At 57.4% G+C, this 22,653-nt stretch carries 17 protein-coding genes and 1 pseudogene; 17 read left to right on the forward strand and 1 reads right to left on the reverse strand.

Annotated features, from left to right (window positions below):
- Window position 1: 1 nt before the first annotated feature.
- The 15 genes and pseudogenes from AAIE03_RS05330 to AAIE03_RS05400 all read left to right on the forward strand — a co-directional run.
- Window positions 2–823: pseudogene (locus AAIE03_RS05330) on the forward strand (LysR substrate-binding domain-containing protein); the annotation flags it as partial.
- A 151-nt stretch (window positions 824–974) separates the two neighbouring features.
- Window positions 975–2,432 (forward strand): NAD-dependent succinate-semialdehyde dehydrogenase, encoded by a 1,458-nt coding sequence (locus AAIE03_RS05335; RefSeq protein WP_105076853.1) that lies wholly within the window; start codon window positions 975–977, stop codon window positions 2,430–2,432.
- A 354-nt stretch (window positions 2,433–2,786) separates the two neighbouring features.
- A complete protein-coding gene (locus AAIE03_RS05340; protein ID WP_022623358.1) occupies window positions 2,787–4,256 on the forward strand; it encodes an aldehyde dehydrogenase family protein in 1,470 nt (489 codons plus the stop codon).
- Window positions 4,257–4,288: 32 nt separating this feature from the next.
- Window positions 4,289–4,957, forward strand: a complete 669-nt coding sequence (locus AAIE03_RS05345) for a haloacid dehalogenase type II (protein WP_013026293.1) — start codon at window positions 4,289–4,291, stop codon at window positions 4,955–4,957.
- Window positions 4,958–4,967: 10 nt separating this feature from the next.
- On the forward strand, window positions 4,968–6,245 hold the full coding sequence (locus tag AAIE03_RS05350) for an NAD(P)/FAD-dependent oxidoreductase (protein ID WP_498562851.1): 1,278 nt from the start codon (window positions 4,968–4,970) through the stop codon (window positions 6,243–6,245).
- Between the two features lie 145 nt (window positions 6,246–6,390).
- Complete coding sequence (locus AAIE03_RS05355) at window positions 6,391–7,998, forward strand: ABC transporter substrate-binding protein (RefSeq protein WP_022623356.1); 1,608 nt, start codon at window positions 6,391–6,393, stop codon at window positions 7,996–7,998.
- Between the two features lie 26 nt (window positions 7,999–8,024).
- The gene (locus AAIE03_RS05360; protein ID WP_014594019.1) at window positions 8,025–8,978 is read left to right on the forward strand and encodes an ABC transporter permease; all 954 of its coding nucleotides are present in this window, start codon (window positions 8,025–8,027) and stop codon (window positions 8,976–8,978) included.
- Window positions 8,978–9,826, forward strand: coding sequence for an ABC transporter permease (locus tag AAIE03_RS05365; protein ID WP_014605501.1), 849 nt, complete (start codon window positions 8,978–8,980; stop codon window positions 9,824–9,826). The genes AAIE03_RS05360 and AAIE03_RS05365 overlap by 1 nt, the downstream gene beginning before the upstream one ends.
- Window positions 9,823–11,487 (forward strand): ABC transporter ATP-binding protein, encoded by a 1,665-nt coding sequence (locus AAIE03_RS05370; protein WP_013026288.1) that lies wholly within the window; start codon window positions 9,823–9,825, stop codon window positions 11,485–11,487. The genes AAIE03_RS05365 and AAIE03_RS05370 overlap by 4 nt, the downstream gene beginning before the upstream one ends.
- Window positions 11,488–11,576: 89 nt before the next feature.
- Entirely contained in the window at window positions 11,577–12,908 is a 1,332-nt protein-coding gene (locus tag AAIE03_RS05375; protein WP_498562852.1) for an NAD(P)/FAD-dependent oxidoreductase, read from the forward strand.
- A 10-nt stretch (window positions 12,909–12,918) separates the two neighbouring features.
- On the forward strand, window positions 12,919–13,761 hold the full coding sequence (locus AAIE03_RS05380; RefSeq protein WP_014594017.1) for a GNAT family N-acetyltransferase: 843 nt from the start codon (window positions 12,919–12,921) through the stop codon (window positions 13,759–13,761).
- Window positions 13,761–14,687, forward strand: coding sequence for a 2-hydroxyacid dehydrogenase (locus tag AAIE03_RS05385; RefSeq protein ID WP_498562853.1), 927 nt, complete (start codon window positions 13,761–13,763; stop codon window positions 14,685–14,687). The genes AAIE03_RS05380 and AAIE03_RS05385 overlap by 1 nt, the downstream gene beginning before the upstream one ends.
- Before the next feature lies 1 nt (window position 14,688).
- Complete coding sequence (locus tag AAIE03_RS05390; protein WP_498562854.1) at window positions 14,689–15,822, forward strand: M20 aminoacylase family protein; 1,134 nt, start codon at window positions 14,689–14,691, stop codon at window positions 15,820–15,822.
- A 113-nt stretch (window positions 15,823–15,935) separates the two neighbouring features.
- The gene (gene gabT / locus AAIE03_RS05395; RefSeq protein WP_013026283.1) at window positions 15,936–17,252 is read left to right on the forward strand and encodes a 4-aminobutyrate--2-oxoglutarate transaminase; all 1,317 of its coding nucleotides are present in this window, start codon (window positions 15,936–15,938) and stop codon (window positions 17,250–17,252) included.
- Between the two features lie 251 nt (window positions 17,253–17,503).
- Window positions 17,504–18,016: an Lrp/AsnC family transcriptional regulator gene (locus AAIE03_RS05400; protein WP_014605506.1), complete on the forward strand. Its 513-nt coding sequence runs from the start codon at window positions 17,504–17,506 to the stop codon at window positions 18,014–18,016.
- Between the two features lie 69 nt (window positions 18,017–18,085).
- Here AAIE03_RS05400 and AAIE03_RS05405 read toward each other — a convergent pair whose 3' ends face one another.
- Complete coding sequence (locus tag AAIE03_RS05405; RefSeq protein WP_042676558.1) at window positions 18,086–20,011, reverse strand: phosphatase PAP2 family protein; 1,926 nt, start codon at window positions 20,009–20,011, stop codon at window positions 18,086–18,088.
- A gap of 492 nt (window positions 20,012–20,503) precedes the next feature.
- Between AAIE03_RS05405 and AAIE03_RS05410 the strand changes: the two genes are divergently transcribed.
- Both AAIE03_RS05410 and biuH read left to right on the forward strand, forming a co-directional pair.
- Window positions 20,504–21,808 carry a purine-cytosine permease family protein gene (locus AAIE03_RS05410; RefSeq protein ID WP_014594013.1) on the forward strand — a complete coding sequence of 435 codons (1,305 nt, stop codon included), beginning with the start codon at window positions 20,504–20,506 and terminating at the stop codon, window positions 21,806–21,808.
- Window positions 21,801–22,490 carry a biuret amidohydrolase gene (gene biuH, locus AAIE03_RS05415; protein WP_014594012.1) on the forward strand — a complete coding sequence of 230 codons (690 nt, stop codon included), beginning with the start codon at window positions 21,801–21,803 and terminating at the stop codon, window positions 22,488–22,490. The genes AAIE03_RS05410 and biuH overlap by 8 nt, the downstream gene beginning before the upstream one ends.
- Window positions 22,491–22,653: the final 163 nt, after the last annotated feature.

The raw sequence follows: 22,653 nt of genomic DNA on the forward strand, positions 1-22,653 counted from the left end.
TGAAATTTATGTTCGATACAGTAAACGTCTGCTCGACATGACGAAACCAGACAAGGTACTTCTCACCATTACCGAGCGCATTTTGGGCGAAGCTGGTAAAGTCCGCCGTCTGGCTGACGTGTTTACCAATGAATCCAGCGGTATCCTTTCCATCGCCACCACGCATACGCAGGCGCGTTACAGTCTGCCGCCCGTCATCAAGGCGTTTCGCCAGCTTTATCCCAACGTCAGGCTTGAACTGAACCAGGGCTCGCCGCAGGAAATTGTGAACATGCTGCTGGCAGGCGAGGTGGATGTCGGAATTGCCAGTGAGATGCTGGTGAATAACAGCAGCCTGGCGGCGTTTCCGTGGTTTAGCTGGCATCATGCCCTGCTGGTGCCGCACGATCACGAGCTGGTGCAGCAACAGCCGGTATCGCTCAATGCGCTCAGTCACCATCCGCTCATTACCTATCGCCAGGGGATTACCGGGCGTTCACGTGTGGACCGGGCCTTCCAGGGGGCAGGCTTAAAGCCGGACATCGTGCTCAGCGCACAGGATTCCGATGTGGTGAAAACCTATGTCAAACTTGGCCTTGGTGTCGGTATTCTGGCCGATCAGGCCTGTGAAACCGAACCGGGCGGTGAGCTGGTCAGGCTGGATGCCACGCATCTGTTTGAGGCTAATACCGTGTGGCTGGGGCTGAAACGGGGCCAACTGCAGCGCAACTATGTCTGGCAATTTCTGGAGCTGTGCAACGCCAACTTATCGCTTGAAGAGATTAAAGAGCAGGCACTGTCCTCCGCGGGTGACGATGAGCCGGTTATCGATTTTCAGATTTAGCGACCCTGGGCATCCTGTGCCCTGGCGCAACGGCATAAAATTTTTTTTCTGCCGTAAATCCTCACAGCGAACGCTTTCTGGCCGGCAATAACAACATCCTGCGCTTCTCCCCTCCCGATAAAGTGGAAAGATCTGAACAAAGGGGGATGCGATGTCACGTATACAACTAAAAGATCACACGCTGTTGCGTCAGCAGGCGCTGTTTGCGGGTCAATGGCAGAACGGTTATCAGGGCGAAACGCTGCCGGTTATCGATCCGGCAACCGGTGAGACGCTGGCGACGGTTCCGGCGCTGGGGCGGAAAGAAACCGAGGCGGCGATCGATCATGCGGAGTCGGTACGCCATGACTGGGCCAAAACACCCAACGCCACACGCGCCGCACTGCTGGAAAAGTGGTATCAGTTGATTGTCGATAACGCCGACGATCTTGCCATCATCATGACGGCCGAGCAGGGCAAACCGCTGGCGGAAGCCAGAGGCGAAGTCCTGTACGGAGCCAGTTTCGTTAAGTGGTTTGCCGAAGAGGCGCGTCGCATTTACGGCGATACCATTCCCGCGCCCACGTCCGACCGCAGAATCATCGTGTTAAAACAGCCGGTCGGCGTAGCGGCAGCCATTACGCCGTGGAATTTTCCCATTGCCATGATTACCCGCAAGGTGGCGCCTGCGCTGGCGGCGGGTTGTCCGATTATCGTTAAACCTTCTGACCTGACGCCGCTGTCTGCCCTGGCGCTGGCGGTTCTGGCAGAGCGCGCCGGTTTTCCGTCCGGTGTTTTGCAGGTGATAACCGGTATGCCAACGGAAATTGGCGCCGCACTGACCGAAAGCCGCCTGGTGCGTAAAATTTCATTCACCGGCTCAACCCGTGTGGGTCAGTTACTGATGAAACAATGTGCCGACAGCGTAAAACGGTTGAGTCTGGAACTGGGCGGCAACGCGCCGTTAATCGTTTTCGATGACGCCGATATTGAGATCGCGGTGGCTGGCGTCATGACCAGCAAATTCCGTAACGCCGGGCAAACCTGTGTCTGCGCCAACCGGATTCTGGTACAGCGCAACATCTATGAACGCTTTTCCGCCCGCTTACTGGAAGCCGTGGCCACCCTCAAGGTGGGCGACGGATTTGCGGCCGGTAGCACCCTCGGGCCCCTGATCAATACCGCCGCGGTTGAAAAGGTCAATGCACATATCGACGATGCCTTACAGAAAGGGGCGACGCTGTTAACGGGCGGCATCAGCAGCGGAGCGGGAACCTGGGTTCAGCCTACCATTCTGGGGCATGTGACGAGTGAGATGCGCATTGCGCAGGAAGAGACCTTTGGCCCGGTGGCACCACTGTTTGTGTTTGACGATGAGGCGCAGGCATTGGCGATGGCGAACGACACGCCTTATGGCCTGGGCGCGTATTTCTTTACGGAGAATATTCGACGCGCCTGGCGGGTAGCGGAAGCGCTGGAATTTGGCATGGTAGGATTTAATACAGGCGTGATCTCTTTAGAAGTGGCGCCCTTTGGCGGCGTTAAATTATCGGGAATCGGTCGTGAAGGTTCACGTTACGGAATTGATGAATATCTGGAACAAAAAACATTCCATCTCGGCAGTTTGTAATTTAAGACGTAATACCTGAATTCAGGCGCCAGCATAATCGTTATGCTGGCGCTTTTTTTTGTGCGTCAGATCTGGTTTTTGCGTCTTTTCTCCTTTTTAGTGCAAGTTTCATGCGCAATGCACCAAAGCAAGGCGGGTTTTTTGTGAGGTAAATCATCTGTTTAACGCTTCGGCAATTCCGCAATAAATCCGTCATTAATACGGCAGAAAAATTTTTTTGCGTCGTTTTAAACGCATTTTTATTTTTTTAACGGCTGGCATACTTTCTGCATTACCTAATTACTTATTCAGAAAAGCATTGCCGAAATTTAACCAATCCAGAGTGTGATGGGTGTAACAAATAAGGATTCTTCCATGTTGAGTTTCGACCCGGAAAGCGTGCCACTACCGTTAGGCCATTATATCGGCGGGAAACATGTGCAAACACAAGGCGAATCTTTTGCCGTTAAACGCCCCTCAGATGGTCGTGTTTTTGCCACCCTGCATGAAGCGCAGGCGGAGGATGTTGATCGTGCCGTGATGACGGCGCATCAGGCACTAAAAACCAGCGGCTGGTCAGGTTGTTCCCCCCGTGAACGCGGTCGGGTTTTGCGCCGCTGGGCGGACTTAATCGAACAGGATCTGCTGCTGGCCCAGCTTGAAGCACTTGGCTCAACGCGTCCGATCGCCGACGTGGTGCAGCATGAAATTCCCTTCACCGCCGAAGCCATTCGTTTCTATGCCGAATGTGCTGACAAATACAGCGGTGACCTGTTTCCCACGCGGGATAGCAGCCTGGGAATGCTGATTGCCGAACCCTATGGCGTGATCGGGGCGATTACGCCCTGGAATTTCCCCCTGTCGATGGCCTCGTGGAAATGCGGGCCGGCCCTGGCGGCAGGAAATGCGGTGGTGCTGAAACCCTCTGAACTCACGCCGCTTTCTACCGTGCGCATGGCAGAGCTGGCGGTTCAGGCTGGTTTACCCGCTGGCATCCTGAATATCGTGCAGGGCAGCGGGGCGGTAACGGGCAGCGCGCTCGTCAGACATCCGCGAGTGCGCAAAGTGTCTTTCACCGGTTCCACCCTGACCGGCGCGCGCATCATGAGCGATGCCGCACAGTTTGGCATGAAGCCCGTTACGCTGGAGCTGGGCGGTAAAAGCCCCCAACTGGTTTTCGATGATGCAGGGGATATTGAGGTGCTGGCGCAGCGTATTCTACGCGGCTTCACCGCAAATGGCGGCCAGGCCTGCGTTGCGGGTACGCGCTTAATCGTGCAGCGCGGCATTGCCGATGCGCTGACGGAACGGCTGGCGGCGTTATGTCGTGAGGCCAGGCCAGGGGTTACATGGCAGGACACCTCGCGTTATGCACCGCTGATTGATGCGCGCCAGGGCAATAAAGTGCGTTCGGTCATTGAAGATGCCAAAGCGCAGGGCGCTGAGGTGCTGGTGGGCGGCGAGCGCTTCGCGGACACCGAAGAGGGCTGGTTCTGGCAACCCACGCTGTTAAGCCAGGTGAAGCAGGATAATCCGGCGGTACAGCAGGAAATTTTTGGTCCGGTACTGACCATTCAGACCTTCGACGATGAAGAGCAGGGGCTGGCGCTGGCAGCACATGATACGTACGGCCTGTGTGCCGGTGTGCATACGCTGAGCCTGCCACGGGCCATGCGGGCGATACGGGCGATTGACGCCGGTACCGTGTGGGTCAATCGCTATGGACGCTCCGGCGATTTCATCATTCCAACCGGCGGTTTTCTGGGCTCGGGTATTGGTAAAGATTTGGGACGCCAGGCGTTCCAGGCCTGCCAGCGCCAGAAAAGCGTACTTATCGATTTTTAAGCACCACACCTGACAATAACGAGGTTAATTCCATGGCACTGTTTAAACCCAAATTCATCACTTTTGATTGTTACGGCACGCTGATCTTTTTTGATATGGCAGGTGCAGCAAAGCGCTGTTTTGCGGAGCGGGTGGACGCGAATGCCATGGATGCCTTTGTCGCTGACTTTTCGGGCTATCGTCTGGATGAGGTGCTGGGTGCCTGGAAGCCTTACTACGACGTGGTGAGCAATGCGATTCAGCGCACCTGCAAAAAATGGGGCGTGAAATGGGAGCAGGCAGACAGTGATTTTATCTACACCGACTGCGCCACCTGGGGACCGCATCCGGATGTGCCCGCCGGATTAGCCAAAGTGGCGAAAGAATTTCCGCTGGTGCTGCTGACCAACTCGATGAACGACCTGATTCCGCATCACATTCCTCGTCTTGGCGCGCCTGTGCATATGGCGATTACGGCGGAAGAGGCCGGTGCCTATAAACCGCAGATGAAAGGCTTTGAATACATGCTGGAAAAACTGGACTGCCGTCCGGACGAAATTCTGCATGTGTCATCCAGTTTCCGTTATGACCTGATGACCGCGCACGACCTGGGCATTAAGCATAAGGTCTGGGTCAATCGCGGGCATGAACCGGCCAATCCCTATTATCAATACACCGAAATTAAAGATATTGGCGGCCTGCCTGGCGTCGTCGGTCTTTGAGGACACCGTCATGAAACTGGAATCGTACTGGCAAGCCACCGCCCCGTCGTTCAGCGCCGCCGCTAAAGCCCCCTTACCTGCACAGGCCGATGTGGTCGTGATTGGGGCGGGTTTTACCGGTGTGTCCGCAGCGCTGACGCTGGCGCGTAGCGGAATTAATGTGGTGGTGCTGGACAGCGGAGAGGTGATGAGTCAGGCCTCGTCACGCAACGGCGGCCATTGCAACACCGGCGTGGCGCAAAACTTTGCCTCGCTGGTTGGCAGCCACGGACTTGACCAGGCCAGTCGCTTCTACAAGGCATTTGACGATGCGGTGACCTATGTTGAGCAGTTAATTAAGCAAGAGCAGATCGACTGCGATTTTCGTCTGTGCGGCAAGCTCAAACTGGCCAGCAAGGCATCCCACTTCTCCGGCCTGCAGGACGCCTGGACACTGATGCGCCGCACCGTGGATCCCGATATCCAGTTACTGAGCAAAGATGAGGTTCAGCGTGAAATTGGCGGTGGCGACTTCCATGGTGGACTCTTGCAACAGCATGGCGGCCAGATGCACATGGGCATGTTTGGTGTGGGCCTGGCCGAAGCTGCGGTGCGCAGTGGCGCAAAAATCTATACCCATCATCACGTCACTCAGCTGGTACGGCTCGACGGCTATCGTCACCGGGTGGTCACCAGCCAGGGCGAAATCCTGGCCGACAAAGTGCTGATGGCAACCGGCTGCTCCAGCGAAGGCCCGTTCCCGTGGTTTCAGCGTCGTATTGTGCCGGTGGGCAGTTTTATTGTCGTCACTGAGCCACTGGATAACACGCTGCTTCATGCGCTGCTGCCCGAAAACCGCAACTACGTGACCTCGATGAACATCGGTAACTACTTCCGTACCACGGCGGATAGCCGTCTGGTGTTTGGTGGCAGGGCGCGCTTCGCCATCAGCAATCCAACGTCGGATTCACGCAGCGGCGACATCCTGCATGCGGCAATGGCGAAAATGTTCCCCCAACTGGCTAACACGAAGATCGACTACTGCTGGGGCGGCATGGTGGATATGAGTGCCGATCGTCTGCCACATGCCGGTGAACAGGACGGGGTGTTTTATTCGCTGGGTTACAGCGGGCATGGCACCCAGATGTCGGTATGGATGGGCCGGGTGATGGCCGATCTGATAAGTGAGAAATCTCGCGATAACCCCTGGCAGCGCGAGGCATGGCCTGCACTACCGGGCTATCACGGAAAACCGTGGTTTTTGCCGCTCGCCGGGCTCTACTACAAAGCAAAGGATCGCCTTTCATAAATTCACACTGTTTTTCAGGCCGCTCTGGGCGCGCAGTGAATGACGACTCGCCAGCCCGGCAGCGGAACGGCCAGCCAGCATGCGCCGTCTGAATGACGCAGGGGATGTTTCCATGTTCTCTCGAACACGTAATGAGGGTGTACAGATGAGTAAAATTGATAATAAAGAATCTGACGTAACCAATCCTGCTCTGACGCGGATGATCACGGAGGGCACGCTGTCCCGTCGCAGTTTAATGAAGCTGCTTTCCGCCGGTGCAGTGATGAGCACCGGACTGATCGGCTTTCCCGGCGTGGCGCTGGCAGAAAGCAAACCGGTTCAGGGCGGAAAAATACGTGTTGGCATGTCTAACGCGTCTGCGACTGATACGCTTGATCCGGCAAAAGGCAGCAACAGCGCCGACTACACGCGCCAGTTTATGTTTTACAGCTGTCTGACAGAGGTCGACAAGTCAATGTCGGTTAAGCCCGGCCTGGCTGAGTCGGTGGATTCGGACGACGGTATCACCTGGAGCATCAAACTGCGCAAAGGCGTCACGTTCCACGACGGTAAGCCCTTTACCGCAAAAGACGTGATTTTCTCGCTTAACCGCCATAAAGATCCCGCCGTGGCCTCAAGTGCATTCAAGCTTGCCGAACAGTTCAAGACCCTTACAGCTGTCAACGACAATGAAGTTCAGCTTGTTCTCGTGGCACCTAACTTTGACCTTCCTTACATGCTGACGACATCTCCCTTCCTGATCGTTCAGGATGGCACCAAAGATTTCAGCAAAGGGATCGGCACCGGCCCCTTCGTGTGCAAAAGCTTTACGCCCGGGGTCAATACCGTGGGCACCAAAAACCCCAACTACTTTAAACCGGGGCTACCGCATCTGGATGAAGTGGAACTGCTGGGTGTGACCGATCAGGCCGCCCGCGTCAACGCGCTGCTGTCGGGCGATATCCAGGTGGCCTCGGGCCTGAAAGCGCCGGACAGTATGCGCATCAGCCGTACGCCGGACCATGCGGTGCTTGAAACCAAAGGTGGCATGTACACCAACCTGATTATCCGCACCGATATCAAACCCGGCAGCAACCCGGATTTCGTGCTGGCGATGAAATATCTGCAGCCCAGAGAAATCATCGTGAAAACCGTGCTGCAGGGCTTTGGCGACGTGAGTAATGACACGCCGGTTCCACCCTGGCATCCGCTGTTTAACGCCGACCTTAAACCGCGTCCGCTCGATCCCGAAAAAGCCAAATTTTATATCAACAAAGCGGGCATGACCGGGCAGACCATTGAGATTGTGACCTCTCCGCCGCTGGAAGGCGCAACGGAAGGGGCACAGCTGATTCAGCAGGTAGGACGCAATGCAGGCCTGAACGTCAACGTGCGTCGCGTGCCTTATGAAGGCTACTGGGGCACCCACTGGATGAAAGATCCGGTGGGCTACGGCTCGATCAACCCGCGCCCAACGCTCGATATGCTTTTCTCACAGTTCTACCTGTCAAGCTCATCCACCAACGAGAGCGGCTGGAAAAACCCTCAGTTCGATCAGTTGGTGATTGCGGCACGTGGCGAACGTGATAAAGCCAAACGCAAGCAGATGTACGGCGATATGCAAACCCTGATCTATGACCACTGCGGTACGCTCATCCCGGCATTTATCAGTTCCATGGACGGTTACAGCAAGAAGGTTAACGGACTTGAAGCCTGGCCATCGGGCATGCTGATGGGCTATCGCTTCCATGAGTTCGCCTGGCTTTCAGCCTGATAATCGTCTGAAGAAGGAGTTCGCCGATGAACCGATACATGATGTTCCTGATTGCCCGGCGCATTGGCGCTGGCATCCTGACCTTGCTTATCGTCTCGGCGGTGGTGTTTTTTATCACCAGCCTGCTGCCGGGCGATGCGGCGCAAATGATCCTGGGGCAAAACGCCACGCCGGAAACCGTGGCGGCCCTGCGCCAGCAGTTAGGCTTAGATCAGCCCCTGCTGGTGCGCTATTTCACCTGGCTTGGCGGTATGCTGACAGGGAATTTTGGCACCTCATTTGCCAGTCATCTGCCGGTAGCACAGCTGGTGGCGCAGCGCTTGCCTGCCACCTTTGAACTGGCTGCCACCACCACGGCGATTTGTGTCCCGCTGGCGCTGATTATTGGCATCGCGGCGGCCATGAATCGTGGCTCAAAACTCGATCGTGCCCTGGTGATTGGCACCATGGCAACGGTTGCGGTACCGGAGTTTCTGGTTGCAACCGTCGCGGTCCTGATTTTTGCAGTGAAGCTGCACTGGGTTTCGGCCATGTCGCTGGGCAGCCCCAATATGGACTTCGCCAGCTACCTTAAAGCCTATGCGCTGCCGGTGATGACGTTATGCTGCGGCCTGGTGGCACAAATGGCGCGCATGACCCGCGCGGCCATTATTAACCAGCTCGACAGCCCTTATCTGGAAATGGCCTTGCTGAAAGGCGTTTCCCCGATGCGGGCGGTGCTCCGTCATGCCTTACCGAATGCCGTTGGCCCTATCGCTAACGCCATTTCCCTCAGTCTTTCTTACCTGTTTGGTGGGGTCATCATTATCGAAACCATCTTCAGCTATCCCGGCCTGGCCAGTCAGATGGTCGATGCGGTCAGCAACCGCGATCTGCCGGTAGTTCAACTCTGTGTGATGCTGTTTGCCAGCTGCTATCTGCTTCTGCTGCTGGCGGCCGATATCCTGACTATCGCCTTTAACCCGAAATGGAGGAGCTGATGAAAATATTGCTTCCCTGGCGCATTTTTCAGTCACTGTCTTTATCGGGCCAGTTAGGCCTGGTGGTGACCTTGTTCTGGCTAATTATCGCGCTCTTCGGCACCTGGTGGGCGCCCCACAATCTCGACGACATTGGTGCGGGCCCGTTAATGGGGGGATTTACGCATGAAAACCTGCTGGGTACGGATTACCTGGGGCGGGATATGCTCAGCCGCATTATGTACGGGGCGAAATTTTCCCTTGGCCTGGCGCTGGGTGCTGCGGTGCTGGCCAGCCTGATTGGCACCCTGCTGGCGCTGTTAGCGGCGGTGACCGGACGCTGGCTGGAAGAGCTGCTGGGCCGTATCAACGACGCCATGCTGGTGTTACCGGGGAAAATCCTGGCGCTGATGATCGTGGCAGTGTTCGGATCTTCGTTGCCGATGCTGCTGATTACCGCGGTATTCACCTACTGGCCTGGCGCATTTCGTATCGCCTTTGCCCTGGCCAGCAACTTGCGCAATATGGATTATGTCCGCGCCTCCCGACTGCGGGGAGAAAGCCGCTGGTACATCGCCATCCACGATATTCTGCCCAATATGGTGCACCCGGTCCTGGCCGATTTTGGCCTGCGTTTTGTGTATATCGTTTTACTGCTGAGCGGGCTGAGCTTCCTTGGCCTGGGCGTTCAGCCACCTTATGCCGACTGGGGAACATTAGTGCGTGAAAATATTCAGGGGCTGTTTGATGGTTCACCGGCCGTGTTGATGCCCGCGGTGGCCATTGCCAGCCTGACCATCGCCGTTAACCTGTTTATTGACAGCTTGCAAAGCATGCGTCCGTTGACGCTGGCAAAGGAGGGGGCATGAACGTGACGCAACATACGGCAATGCCTGTGATATCTGTCGATAACCTGCGCGTAACGGCGCATAACGACAACGGGGATGAACTGGATATCGTGTCCGATATTCGCTTCACGGTGCAAAAGGGCGAAGTGCTGGCGCTGATTGGCGAATCCGGCTCGGGTAAAACCACCATTGCGATGGCGCTCATGGGCTATGCACGCCACGGATGTAAAATAGCCGAGGGCAATATTCATGTTGCGGGGACCAACATCATGAATCTTACCCCCGCACAGTTGCGCGTTTTTCGCGGCAACAAAGTCGCCTACATTGCCCAGAGTGCGGCTGCCTCTTTTAACCCCGGCATGAAAATTATCGATCAGGTCATTGAACCGGTCGTGATTCACGGCACCATGACGCGCAAGGCGGCGAAGGCCAAAGCGCTGGCGTTGTTTCGTGAGCTGGCGTTACCCAACCCGGATACGATTGGCGATCGCTTCCCCCATCAGGTCTCGGGCGGGCAGTTACAGCGTTTGATGACGGCGATGGCGCTGATCAGCGATCCGGACGTGGTGATTCTGGATGAACCCACGACGGCGCTGGATGTCACCACCCAGGTTGAAGTGTTGAAAGCCTTTCGTCGGGTGGTCAAACAGCGCGGCGTAACGGCAATTTATGTCAGTCATGACCTGGCCGTGGTGGCACAAATGGCCGATCGCATCCTTGTTCTGCTGCAAGGTAAAATCGCTGAGTACGGCACCACTGCGCACCTGATTGGCGCGCCGCAAGCGGACTATACGCGCCTGTTGATGGATGCGGCTCAGCAGAAAGAGCGCCCCAGCCACTGGTGCCCGGCGAAAGCCGGTGAACTGCCGCTACTGGAAGTGCGCGATCTGTCTGCCGGTTACGGCCCGAAAGGCAGCGATGGCTTACCCAAAGTGCGCATTCTGGAAAACATCAATCTGACGCTCTGGAAAGGTCAGGCCATCGGCATTATTGGTGAATCCGGCTCGGGCAAAACCACCCTGGCTCACGCTATCGCTGGCCTCAATCCGGCCTGCCAGGGGCAAATCTTGTTTAATGGCTACACGGTGGCCGATCAGATGCAAAAGCGCACGGATAACGAGCTGCGCCGTATTCAGTATGTTTTCCAGATGGCGGATACGGCGCTCAATCCGGCGCACAGTGTGGAGCGGATTCTGTCTCGTCCCCTGACGCTGTTTCATGGTCTGAGCGGCATCGCCCGGCAGAACCGGCTGTATCAACTTCTGGATCTGGTGAAGTTGCCGCGCACGGTACTCTCGCGCCGTCCCTGGTCGTTGTCCGGTGGGCAAAAGCAGCGTGTGAATCTGGCACGTGCCCTGGCGGCAGAACCGGATGTCATTCTCTGTGATGAGGTGACCTCGGCGCTCGATACCGTAGTGGCCTCGGCGGTGCTGGATCTGATCAGTGAACTGCGCCGTGAGCTGGGATTGTCGGTAATGTTTATCAGCCACGATATGCACGCCGTGCGTGCCGTGTGTGACGAGATCGTTGTGATGCGCAATGGTGCTATCGTGACCCAGCTGGCACGCGGTAACTACGATCAACCGACCAGTGAGCTCTATTTCGAACGCCTGAAACGTGCGGTTCCTGAGCTACGTCAGGGCTGGCTGGACGAGCATGAAGAGATTCTGAAAGCCGAATAACCGGCACCGCCATTTTGGCAAGCAAAACTCATTTTGGGGCAGCTGAACCAGGGTCATTCTGCCCCAATACACGACGAGGTTGTGACGTCATGCCTGCACCGATTCGTTATGTACAGGACAGCCCGGACTTCCCGGATGCCGCTGATGTGGTGGTGATTGGTGCCGGTATCGCCGGTGCCGCTGCCACCTGGTATCTGGCAAAGCAGGGCCTGAAGGTGGTGCTGATTGAGAAGGGCCTGGTCGGGGCTGAACAATCCAGTCGCAACTGGGGCTGGTGCCGTCAGCAGAATCGCGATGAACGTGAACTGCCGCTGGTGATTGAAGCCTTACGAGGCTGGGAAGAACTCAGTGTGGAAACCGGTGAAGAGCTGGGTTTTCGCCGCAGCGGACTGGTTTACGCCACCCGCAGTGAAGCGGACATCGCCGCCTGGGATACATGGGGCCAGATGGCCAAACAGTACGGCGTACGCAGCGACATATTAAATGCGCAGCAGGCGAAAGCCCTGACGCCGGGCAGCACTACAAACTGGCTGGGCGGCGTTTCGGCCCCCACCGACGGTGCAGCAGAGCCCAGACTGGCCGCGCCAGGTATAGTGATTGGCGCACAGAAAAAAGGGGCGCTGGTGTTTCAGCAATGTGCGGTGCGCGGGCTGGATATTTCAGCAGGACGCGTCAGCGGCGTGATAACCGAACGGGGAGTCGTCAAAGCCCCCCGCGTGATCTGCGCAGCGGGTGCATGGACCTCGATGTTTTGCCGTCGGCACGGCGTCGATCTGCCGCTGGGGAATGTGATTGGCACCGCCTTTCGGACTCAGCCCATCGAGCAGGCCATTGCCGTTCCTTTTTATACCGAAAGCTTCGCCTGTCGGCCGCAGCTGGATGGCAGCTATACCGTTTCCGTATCGGGCCGTGGACGGCTGGAGCCCGGTGCTCAGGGCTTGCGATATCTGCGTCAGTTTTATCCCACGTTCAAAAGCCGCCGTAAAAATCTTACCCTGAATCTGGGGGTGAAGCCGTTTTTTCACGGGCCTGAGGCGTTGGGGCGCTGGGATCTGGATGCCGTTTCGCCTTTCGAACGGATGCGTATTCTGGATCCGGCTGCCGATGCCTGGGTCGTGGAAAGCGGACTGGCCGCCATGCGCCGCGAATTTCCTGCCCTGGCGAATCTCAAAGTCGCCCAGGCCTGGGGGGGAATGATTGACAGTACGCCGGATGCCATTCCGGTTATTTCAACGGTGGCAAAACTGCCTGGCCTGGTGCTGTCGGCGGGGTTCAGCGCACACGGTTTTGGTATTGGCCCCGGCGCGGGCCGCCTCGCCGCTGAACTGGCGACGGACGCGACGCCGGTGGTGGATCCCACCCCTTATCGTTACAGCCGTTTTATTGACGGCAGCGAACTTGATGCACCTGGCATGATGTAAGGAAAGCAAAATGACATTTGATATTCGTAGCATGACGACCGAAGACATTCCGCAGGTTTATGCGATGAGCCAGGCGCTAAACTGGCCGCACCGCCATGAAGACTGGGCGATCGGCATTGAGCTTGGCGAAGGCGTGGTGATTGAAGATCAGGGTGAAGTGATTGGCAGCGCGATTCTCTGGCGCTGGGGCGACAAAGCCGCCACCATCGGTCTGGTCATTGTCGCAAACTCACATCAGGGGCGCGGGCTGGGCAAGCAGCTGATGCTGGCCTTGTTAGAGAAAGTTCCTGGCTACAATGTGCGTCTGCACGCCACCGAGATGGGGAAAGGCCTGTATGAAAAGCTCGGCTTCGTTGCCTGCGGTAAGATCCTTCAGTACCAGACGCCATCCCTGACGACGCTGCCCAGGGTCGCGATCCCGGCTGGGTTGACGTTGCGCAGCGCCACCCTTGACGACCGGGATGCGCTGGTAAACATGGACCAGGCCGCCCACGGGCTTTTCCGCCCGTCGCTGGTGGCGCATCTGATTACCGACAATCAGACCGTGATATTGCAGGATGATGAGCAACGCCTTAAGGGCTTTGCCAGCCTGCGCCGCTTTGGCCGTGGCTGGGTCATTGGCCCCGTTATTGCAGAAGATTTTCCGGTTGCGCAGGCCCTGACGGCTGCGCTGATGCAGGGCATGAAGGGCGAGTATTTGCGCATGGATACGGATGCGGCTTTACCGCTGGCTCCCTGGCTGGAGAGCCTGGGCCTCACGAATGTTGATGCGCCCGTCACGATGGTGCGCGGTGAGGTCTGGGTAGCGCAAGGTATGCAGGCGTTTGGTCTGACCACGCAGGCCATGGCCTGATGCACGTTGTCTATAAATCTGAACCCCAGCGCGGCCTTTACTGGCAGCGCTGGCTGGCTGAACAGGCGCCCGATATCCACTTACATCTCTGGCCGGAAACCGGTGATGCGGCTCAGGTTGATGCACTGGTCGCCTGGTTGCCGCCGGAGGATCTTGCGGCCTGTTTTCCCAATCTGAAAATCCTGTTTTCTGTGGGCGCAGGGGCTGAGCAGTTTGATCTGTCCACGCTGCCTGGCCACATCCCGCTGGTCAGAACGATTGAACCTGGCCTGACGCAGGGCATGGTGGAATACGTCACCTTTGCGGTGCTGGGGCTGCATCGCGACATGCCACGCTATTTCCAGCAGCAACGCCACCAGCAGTGGCAGGCGCATCTGGCGATGCCCGCCAGTCAGCGTCGCATCGGCATTATGGGCCTGGGTGAACTGGGCCGCGCGGCGCTGGCGCAGCTTCAGTCGATGGGATTTGACTGCGGCGGCTGGAGCCGTACGCCGCACCATATTGCGGGCGTGCCGTGCTGGCATGGTGACGATCAGCTGTCCGACTTTCTGGCGCGCAGCGATATTCTGGTGTGCCTGCTGCCGCTAACGTCCAGCACCCAGGGACGCCTGAATGCCGGGCTGTTCGGCCAGTTGCCTGCGGGAGCCGCACTGGTTCAGGTGGGACGCGGCCCTCAGCTAAATCATCAGGACCTGTTGGATGCGCTCGACAGCGGCCAGTTACGGGCTGCGGTGATCGATGTCACCGATCCCGAACCTTTGCCTGCCGGTCACGCATTTTGGACGCACCCGGCTGTGTGGTTGACGCCCCACATCGCCAGCCAGACGCAGAATGACAGCGCGATTAAGGCGCTTCTGGCTAACCTGCGTCGCTTTCAGCGCGGCGAGCCGCTGGTCGGCGTCGTTGATCGTTCACGAGGATATTGAAATGGACCCTTTAGTGGCATTGCGCCGTGATCTGCACCGTCATCCGGAGCTGGGCTTTCATGAAGCGCGGACCAGCGATATTGTCGCGCGGTTTTTAGAGGATCTCGGCATTGAGGTGCATCGCGGCATCGGTAAAACGGGCGTGGTGGGCGTACTGAAAAAAGGCAGCGGTTCACGCATGATTGGACTGCGGGCTGATATGGATGCGCTGCCCATGCAGGACAACGGCGAGGTGCCCTGGACCAGCCAGACGCCGAACTGCAGCCACGCCTGCGGTCACGATGGCCACACCATTATGCTGCTTGGCGCGGCAGCAAAGCTGGCGCGCGAGGTCGAGTTTACCGGCACGGTCTGCTTTATTTTTCAGCCAGCAGAAGAGGGCCTGGCGGGCGCGAAGGCCATGATTGACGACGGTCTGTTCCAGCGCTTCCCCTGCGATGCGGTGTTTGCCCTGCATAACTGGCCTGAATTACCCTTGGGTGAAATTCAGACTCGCCCCGGTGCCATCATGGCCGCGGCAGACCGATTTGATATCACCCTGAAAGGGCCTGGCGGCCATGCCGCACAGCCTCATCTCACGCACGATACGCTGCTTGCCCTCAGTGAACTGGTGGTGCAGTTAAACACCCTGGTGCCCCGGGCGCTTGATCCCTGCGAACCGGCGTTGCTGACCGTGACGCGCATGCAGGGCGGATTTTCTCACAATATGATCCCTGCGGAAGCCAATATCACCGGCACGGTACGCACGTTCAACCCGGCGGCACAGGACATCATCGAATCACGTCTGCGGCACATGGCCGGGCACATCGCGGCGGCGCATGGATTGGACGCCGAGGTGAATTATTCGCGTTATTACCCGGCCACCATCAACAGCGAGTCTGAGGCAAGTCAGGCCCTCGCGGCCTTGCAGGCGGCAGGCATGACAGCCCGGCTGGCCCCTCAGCCTGCGCTGACCTCAGAAGATTTTGCTTTTATGTTACAGGCAAAGCCTGGCGCTTATTTGTGGATAGGATCGGCACCCAGCAAGCCGCTCCATCACGCCGCCTATGATTTTAACGACGCGCTCATACCCTACGGAATCCAGGCCTTTGTCACGCTGGCCTGTTATGCAACAGGGGCAACATTTCCCGGCTGAAATCCGTGGGATTTTGACACGAAATGCCGCGGCTGACGGAATTACGGCAGCGTCATTGACCAACAGATTGCGATACTTAAGCCAACCGAACACGACGTGGATGAGGTATAAAAATGCAGAATGTCCTGGCAGAGCAGCAAACCTATGCGGACAACAGCCAGTTGCTGGATGTCCGAGATCACAATGTGCCGCGTGGCATTATTACCGCTCATCCGCTGGTGATTGAGCGAGCCAAAGGCAGCGAAGTATGGGATGTGGAAGGCAACCGCTATCTGGATTTTGTGGGCGGTATTGGCGTCCTTAACGTAGGCCACAACCATCCGGCCGTGGTTAACGCCGTCACCCGCCAACTGGGCATGGTGTCCCATGCCTGTTTTCAGGTGGCGGCCTATCCGGGATACATTGAGCTGGCCCAGCGCCTGAATAAGCTGGTGGGCGGTGACGAGCACTATAAAAGCGTGTTTTTCACCAGCGGTGCAGAAGCGGTAGAGAACGCGGTGAAAATCGCCCGTTCTTATACGCAACGGCCGGGCATCATTGCGTTTGACGGGGCTTTCCACGGACGTACCCTGCTTGGCGTGACGCTGACGGGCATGTCTGCGCCATACAAACAGAATTTTGGTCCGTTCCCGGGGGATGTTTATCGCCTGCCGTTCCCGAATCCGTTGCACGGAGTGACTGAGGCCGACTGTCTGAAGGCACTTGATCAGCTGTTTTCTGTGCAGATTCTGCCGGAGCGCGTTGCCGCGATTATCATTGAACCCGTTCAGGGCGATGGCGGCTTCTTACCTGCAGGCCCGGCATTTATGCAGGCGCTGCGTCGTATTACTACCCAGCACGGCATTATGCTGATCTGTGATGAAATTCAGAGCGGCTTTGGCCGTACCGGTACCATGTTTGCCTTCCAGCAACTCGGCATCAAACCCGACATGATCACCACGGCGAAGAGCCTGGCCGGTGGCTTGCCGATTTCCGGCGTGGTGGGCAAAGCCGAGATCATGGACAGTCCGGCCCCGGGCGGGTTGGGCGGCACCTATGGTGGTAATGCGCTGGCCTGTGCGGCGGCACTGGCTGTACTGGATATCTTTGAGCAGGAAAACCTGCTGGCGCGTTCCTGCCAGTTGGGCGAGCAGTTAAACCAGCGTCTGCGCCAGCTTGCGGATAAATATGCCTGCATCGGCGATGTACGCGGCGTGGGCTTTATGCAGGCAGTAGAAATTCTGGATGTGGATACCCATAAACCCGACAGCGCGCTGACACAAAAGATCCTCGACAGCGCCTGTCAGGAAGGCCTGCTGCTGATCAAATGTGGTTTGCATCGCAACACCATCCGCTTCCTTGCACCGTTAGTGACCACCGATTCGCAACTCGAAGAAGCGCTGCATATCTTTGATATTGCGCTGGCGCGTGCGACCGGACGCTTAGGATAGCCGCTCTCTCTCATTGGAAAGGCATCATCCCGGCAGTGCCGCCAGCGTGCGCGCAGCCGGGGTCAACGCTGGCGCATTTTTTGCAAAGCGTGACAGGCCGGGAATTTTTTGTGTTACAAAAAAGTGGCGTACTTGTTATTTTAAAGTGGCGTATTTTAAGTATTGCTAAAAGTGCGCTTTACGCTCGTGTACGCAGATTATCGCCGGGTAGGAGCGAACATCCAGTACAGCTGTAAACAATGAGGGGTGCTATGAACGGCTTAATGAAACTCGACCGCATCGATATCAATATTCTGGTGCAACTCCAAAAAGATGGCCGTATCAGCAACGTCAATCTCGCCGATGCAGTGGGGTTGTCCCCGAGTCCCTGCCTGCAGCGGGTAAAACGGCTGGAGCAGGCCGGCTTTATTACCGGCTACGAAGCGCACGTTAATATCACCAAAATTACCGATTCCGTCACCGTGTTTACCGAAGTCACCCTGAACGGACATCGTCGCGAAGACTTTATGAAGTTCGAAGCTGCGATGCGTGAAGTTGATGAACTGATGGAGTGCCACTTGATTACCGGCGGCTACGATTACCTGTTGCGCTTTATTACCCGCAGCATTGAGCATTATCAGGATGTGATTGAGAAGATGCTGGATGCGCAAATTGGTATCGATAAGTACTTCAGCTATATCGTGATTAAATCACCCGTCATGAAAAGCAGCGTGCCGCTGCGCTCACTGATTAGCAAGCATAACCCGATGGAGTTCGGCGTCTGACTTTTGGTTAAGCGCGCAGGAATCTGACAACCTCATTCCCTGCGCGCGCCTTGCCAGGGCTTATCAGGTTCAGAGCAGCTTAATACTGAGTCGTGTCGCGCTGCTGACAGGTCGAGCCTGATAGCCTTCGACAACGATGCGACTAAAGTGCGCCGCAAGTGAGCCTGCCTGCATCAACGGGATCAGATCGCCCGCTTCGGGACGATAGCCTTTGACAAACTTCACCAGCAGCGTCCCCCCCGCCACTAAAGGCCCGTTCACGATGAGACGGCCACCGCCCTGACCATCAATATCCAGTTCAAGACTGGCTTCGGGCAGCGCCGTGTAGCTTTTCACCTGTACCGGCGACAGGGCAGCAATGCGCACGCGGCCCTGATTGCCCACATAGAGATCACCCACGCCAAAGGCGCGGGCTGAACCGGCTTCCAGAACGCCACCCTGAACCTCCGTACCGCCGCTGTAGCGGTTCGCGCCAGTCAGCCTCAGGGTACCTGAACCCTGTAAGGTCAGCTTTCCCTGACCGTCGATCGCATTCCGCCAGCTGTCGGACTGATTAAAACCGCCTTTAGCGGCGTCCATTGCTACTTTAACGTTGCCGGTAAACTGACCATATCCGTCGGCGGCGGCCACAATGTTCAGGCGTCCCCAGCCCTCAGCATCGTCCATGATCGGGTAGCCTGAGGCCAATGCGGTAGTTTTTAATACCACGCGCCGTTGCAGGGCGCTCAGATAGGGAAACCGGGTTTCCAGCAAAATCTCGGCCCCTTTGGGCACCACGGGGGAACGGTGGCGAGGGCCGATGGGGGCGAAACCAAAGGTCATGCGCCGCAGCGCCTGAAGGCGGTTAAGGGTGGGATCGGCGAAGCGATCGGCGCTCGGCGGCGCGGCATGGGCATAGGCAAAGAAGGTGGCCGGTTGCGTCGCGGTGCGTTGCCATAATGCCTGATGCGCCTGGGTGAAGGCACGCCTGGCATCCTCATGATAAGCCGTTAGATTTGCGGTGGTCACCGCCAGCGCCAGCATGCGCCCGCCGATGACGTCCAGAGGCGAGTGCATTCCGGCCATGATCCGGTTTTCGCCCAGCTCCATACCGCGGCTGACCATCTCCTGATAGCGCTCCGGCACCAGCCACGCCATGGTAAGGGCATCTCTGACGGCTTCCGCCGTGTGGCCGCTGATAAATCCGCCGTCGGTGGCGGGCTGTGGATTCTCCGCAGGCACAAGGGCAGGAACAACCTCCACCGCCGAACGCCAGCGATACGGACGCGCATATTTATAGAAGCGCTTCACCGGTTCGGTCGAGGCGTTGTTGCCCATTTCATTGAGAAAATCCACCACCAGACCGAAGTCGCGATTGCCTTCCTGACTGCCCACGCCGGTATTGTTGCCCTTATCCACGTACAGCACGGTGGTGGCATCAGCCGGAATGCGTGTCAGGGTTGTGACCTGCTGGGCCGCACTGCGCCATGCGCCCGTCAGTGGCCCCATGCCATCTGTGACGCTGTAGCCTTTGCCACGACGGTCGTCGTAATAGGCCGCCTCAGCCTGGGCTGCCGTGCGGCGTCGTGTCGTTGTCACCACATACTGAACATTCGCGGCCAGGACATGAGAATTAAGGATTGTGCCGCATACGGGGGCTTTGTCAGGCAGTCCCGTACAGTCAGAAGGCGTAATGGCTGCAAAACCCTCACGGGCCGGCGCGGTAACTCCCGCATCGACCTTCAGCGTGCGTGGGCGCCACAGGGCAAGAAAGCCGGATACCACGCGCACGCCGGCATTGGTGTCGAGCGTCGCAAACCGGGCATCACCACGTTGGTTCGTGGCGATATTGTCGATAAAAGCGGGCACGTCTGCCGCAGGCGCGCTGTCGGTGAAGCCCGGATCCCTCGGCGGGACAGGCCGTGTGGTAGCGGGCCGATCCTGACCCAAAACAGGCGTCGAAACCATGCCAGAAAACAGCGCCAGATAAATGCCAAAACGAACAGCAGCAGACATGATGAAAACCTTCAGGGCGAATGATGGCCCGGTATTTTGGCCGCAAAGCGTTAATGACACATGACAATCCCGTGACGATCTGACGTGAAAATTGCTTTCCAGATGGTGTTATAAAGTTTCCCATTTGTTGTGCAGTCTGCCCCACAAGCGTGCCCTGAACCGCCGTGACGCTGCCGGGGGTTCAGCGCGTCTTATCATAAGAATTCGATCTTGTATCCAAGGCCGTATCCCGACAGGCATTCACGCCCCATGACGTCGCGGTGGCGATTCCTGGCATGCTTCATGCAGTTTCTGTCCTGTAAGCCCTATCCAGTAGAACACAGGCGTGGAAAACGGATTAACACCCCGGCAAGGCGGCACATCAACGCCACGCAATGCACACATGTCGGCGGCGATACGGCACGTTTTTCGTCATAACGATGGCGAGTACAGGATGAAAAACAGTGCCCCAACGCGGCTACCCGTGGACTGACATTGACCAGGAACTGACAAATGAAAAAACAGGCTTCCCCAACGTTAGAACAGGAGTTTGAGCACGAACCCGTGCCGCTCTCACATCGCCATCCGACCCGGTCGGTTTCGGCCGTCTGGTTTGGTTTTCCTATGATCCTCACGAATGCGCTGTTTGGCGGCATCATCACCTGGCACCTTGGCTTCTGGCCTGCGCTGCTGGCGATTGTGATGGGCAATCTGGTGCTGTTTGCCTACGTCGGTGCGCTGAGCTGGTTTGCCGGTAACACCGGTATGAACTTTGCCCTGCAGGCGAAAAGAACCTTTGGCAGCAAAGGTTACATCCTTGTGTCGGGCTTCCTCTCGACCGTGGTGATTGGCTGGTACGCCTTTCAGACCGGACTGACCGGTACGGTGATTCATGAGACCTTCGGCTGGAATGCCCTGTCGGTGACAGCATTTGCCATGGTGCTGTTTACGGCCGTGACCTTCCTGGGCGTGCGCGCCTTGTCGGTGTTGGGCATGATTGCTGCGCCGATGTTTGTGATTCTGGGGTTTGTCGCGCTGTACTTCGTGGGGCAGACGCATGAATTTTCCAGCATGTTTCACTGGAAAGGCAGCCCGGCGGTGGCGGGGGCCATGAGCATGGGCACGGCGGTCACCATGGTGGTGGCGGGTTTTGCCGATTCCGGCACCATGACCGCCGATTTCACCCGCTGGTCGAAGAGTGGACGTGCTGCGGTCATTGCCGCCTTTTCGGCCTTTCCGGTCGCGAATCTGATCGCCTATCTGTTTGGCGTGATTATCGTTTCGGTTGGCGCGGCGGTCGATCCGCTGACCAACGGCGGCAACTTTCTGCCCATGCTGATGGGCCATGGTGATGTCCTGACCCTGGTGGCTTTCCTGTTTGTGTTTATCAACCTTGGCTCGGTATGTACGCACTGTCTTTATAACGGTGCAGTCGGGTTTAGCCATCTTTTTAACAGCAAGATGCGCCGCTGGACCCTGATTCTTGGCGCCATCGGCGGTCTGCTGGCACTGGCAGGCGTCTGGTCATATTTTCTCGAGTGGCTGAGTCTGCTGGGCGTGGTGGTGCCGCCGTTTGGTGCGGTCATGATTGTTGATCTGATTTTTATGGCAAAGCTGAGTGAACAGCGCCCGGCGCAACGCTTCCATGGCGCGGCTTTTGCGGCCTGGGCGCTGGGAAGCCTGTGCGCGGTCGTCGCGCATCTGGCGTTCCCCCAGTTTGGCGAAGCGGTCATCGGTCTGGTGACGGCCGCACTCAGCTACACCCTGATTATTAAATTACGTTCCCCCACGCCGCGACTGGAGAAGAACAATGCCTGAGTACAGTGTGAATTCCACCCCTTATGCCTGGCCGTTTGATGGCCATTTTAGTCCGGCCGACACGGCTCTCCTCGTCATTGATATGCAAACCGATTTTTGCGGCCCGGGGGGCTACGTTGACAGGATGGGCTACGACATTGGCCTGACGCGTGCGCCTGTCGAACCCCTTAAAGTGTTACTGGCACGTATGCGTGCGCTTCAGTTTCCCATCATTCACACCCGGGAAGGGCATCGCGCGGACCTGAGTGACTTACCGGCAAACAAGCGCTGGCGTTCGGCCAGGATGCAGGCGGAGATCGGCAGTGCAGGGCCGTGCGGCCGTATCCTGGTGCGCGGTGAGCCGGGCTGGGAGATTATCCCCGAGCTCGCCCCCTTAGCAGGAGAAGTGATCATTGATAAGCCCGGTAAAGGATCCTTTTATGCCACAGACCTTGAGCTGGTCTTACGCAGTCGCGGCATTCGGAATTTAATTATTACCGGTATCACGACGGATGTATGTGTTCATACGACACTGAGAGAGGCCAACGATCGCGGATATGAGTGCCTGGTTTTGTCCGACTGTTGTGCCGCCACAGAGCAACGCCATCATGAAGCCGCGCTGAGCATGATCCACATGCAGGGCGGCATCTTTGGTGCCGTTGCCACCTCTGCCGCGCTGCTGGACACGCTCGGTCAGCCTTAACGGGCTGTTCTGCCAGCCTGTCGCCCTGCGCGGGACAGGCTGGCGCAAATTCATTTTTACGTCACCGTCTCGTCACCTCGCTGTCATCTGATCCCGTCACTCTGTTTCCATCCCGCAGCATCTTCGCTGTGAAATCCCTCTACTGATGTGAGGATTTAATTGT

It is taken from the genome of Pantoea sp. Ae19-2 (assembly GCF_059801205.1).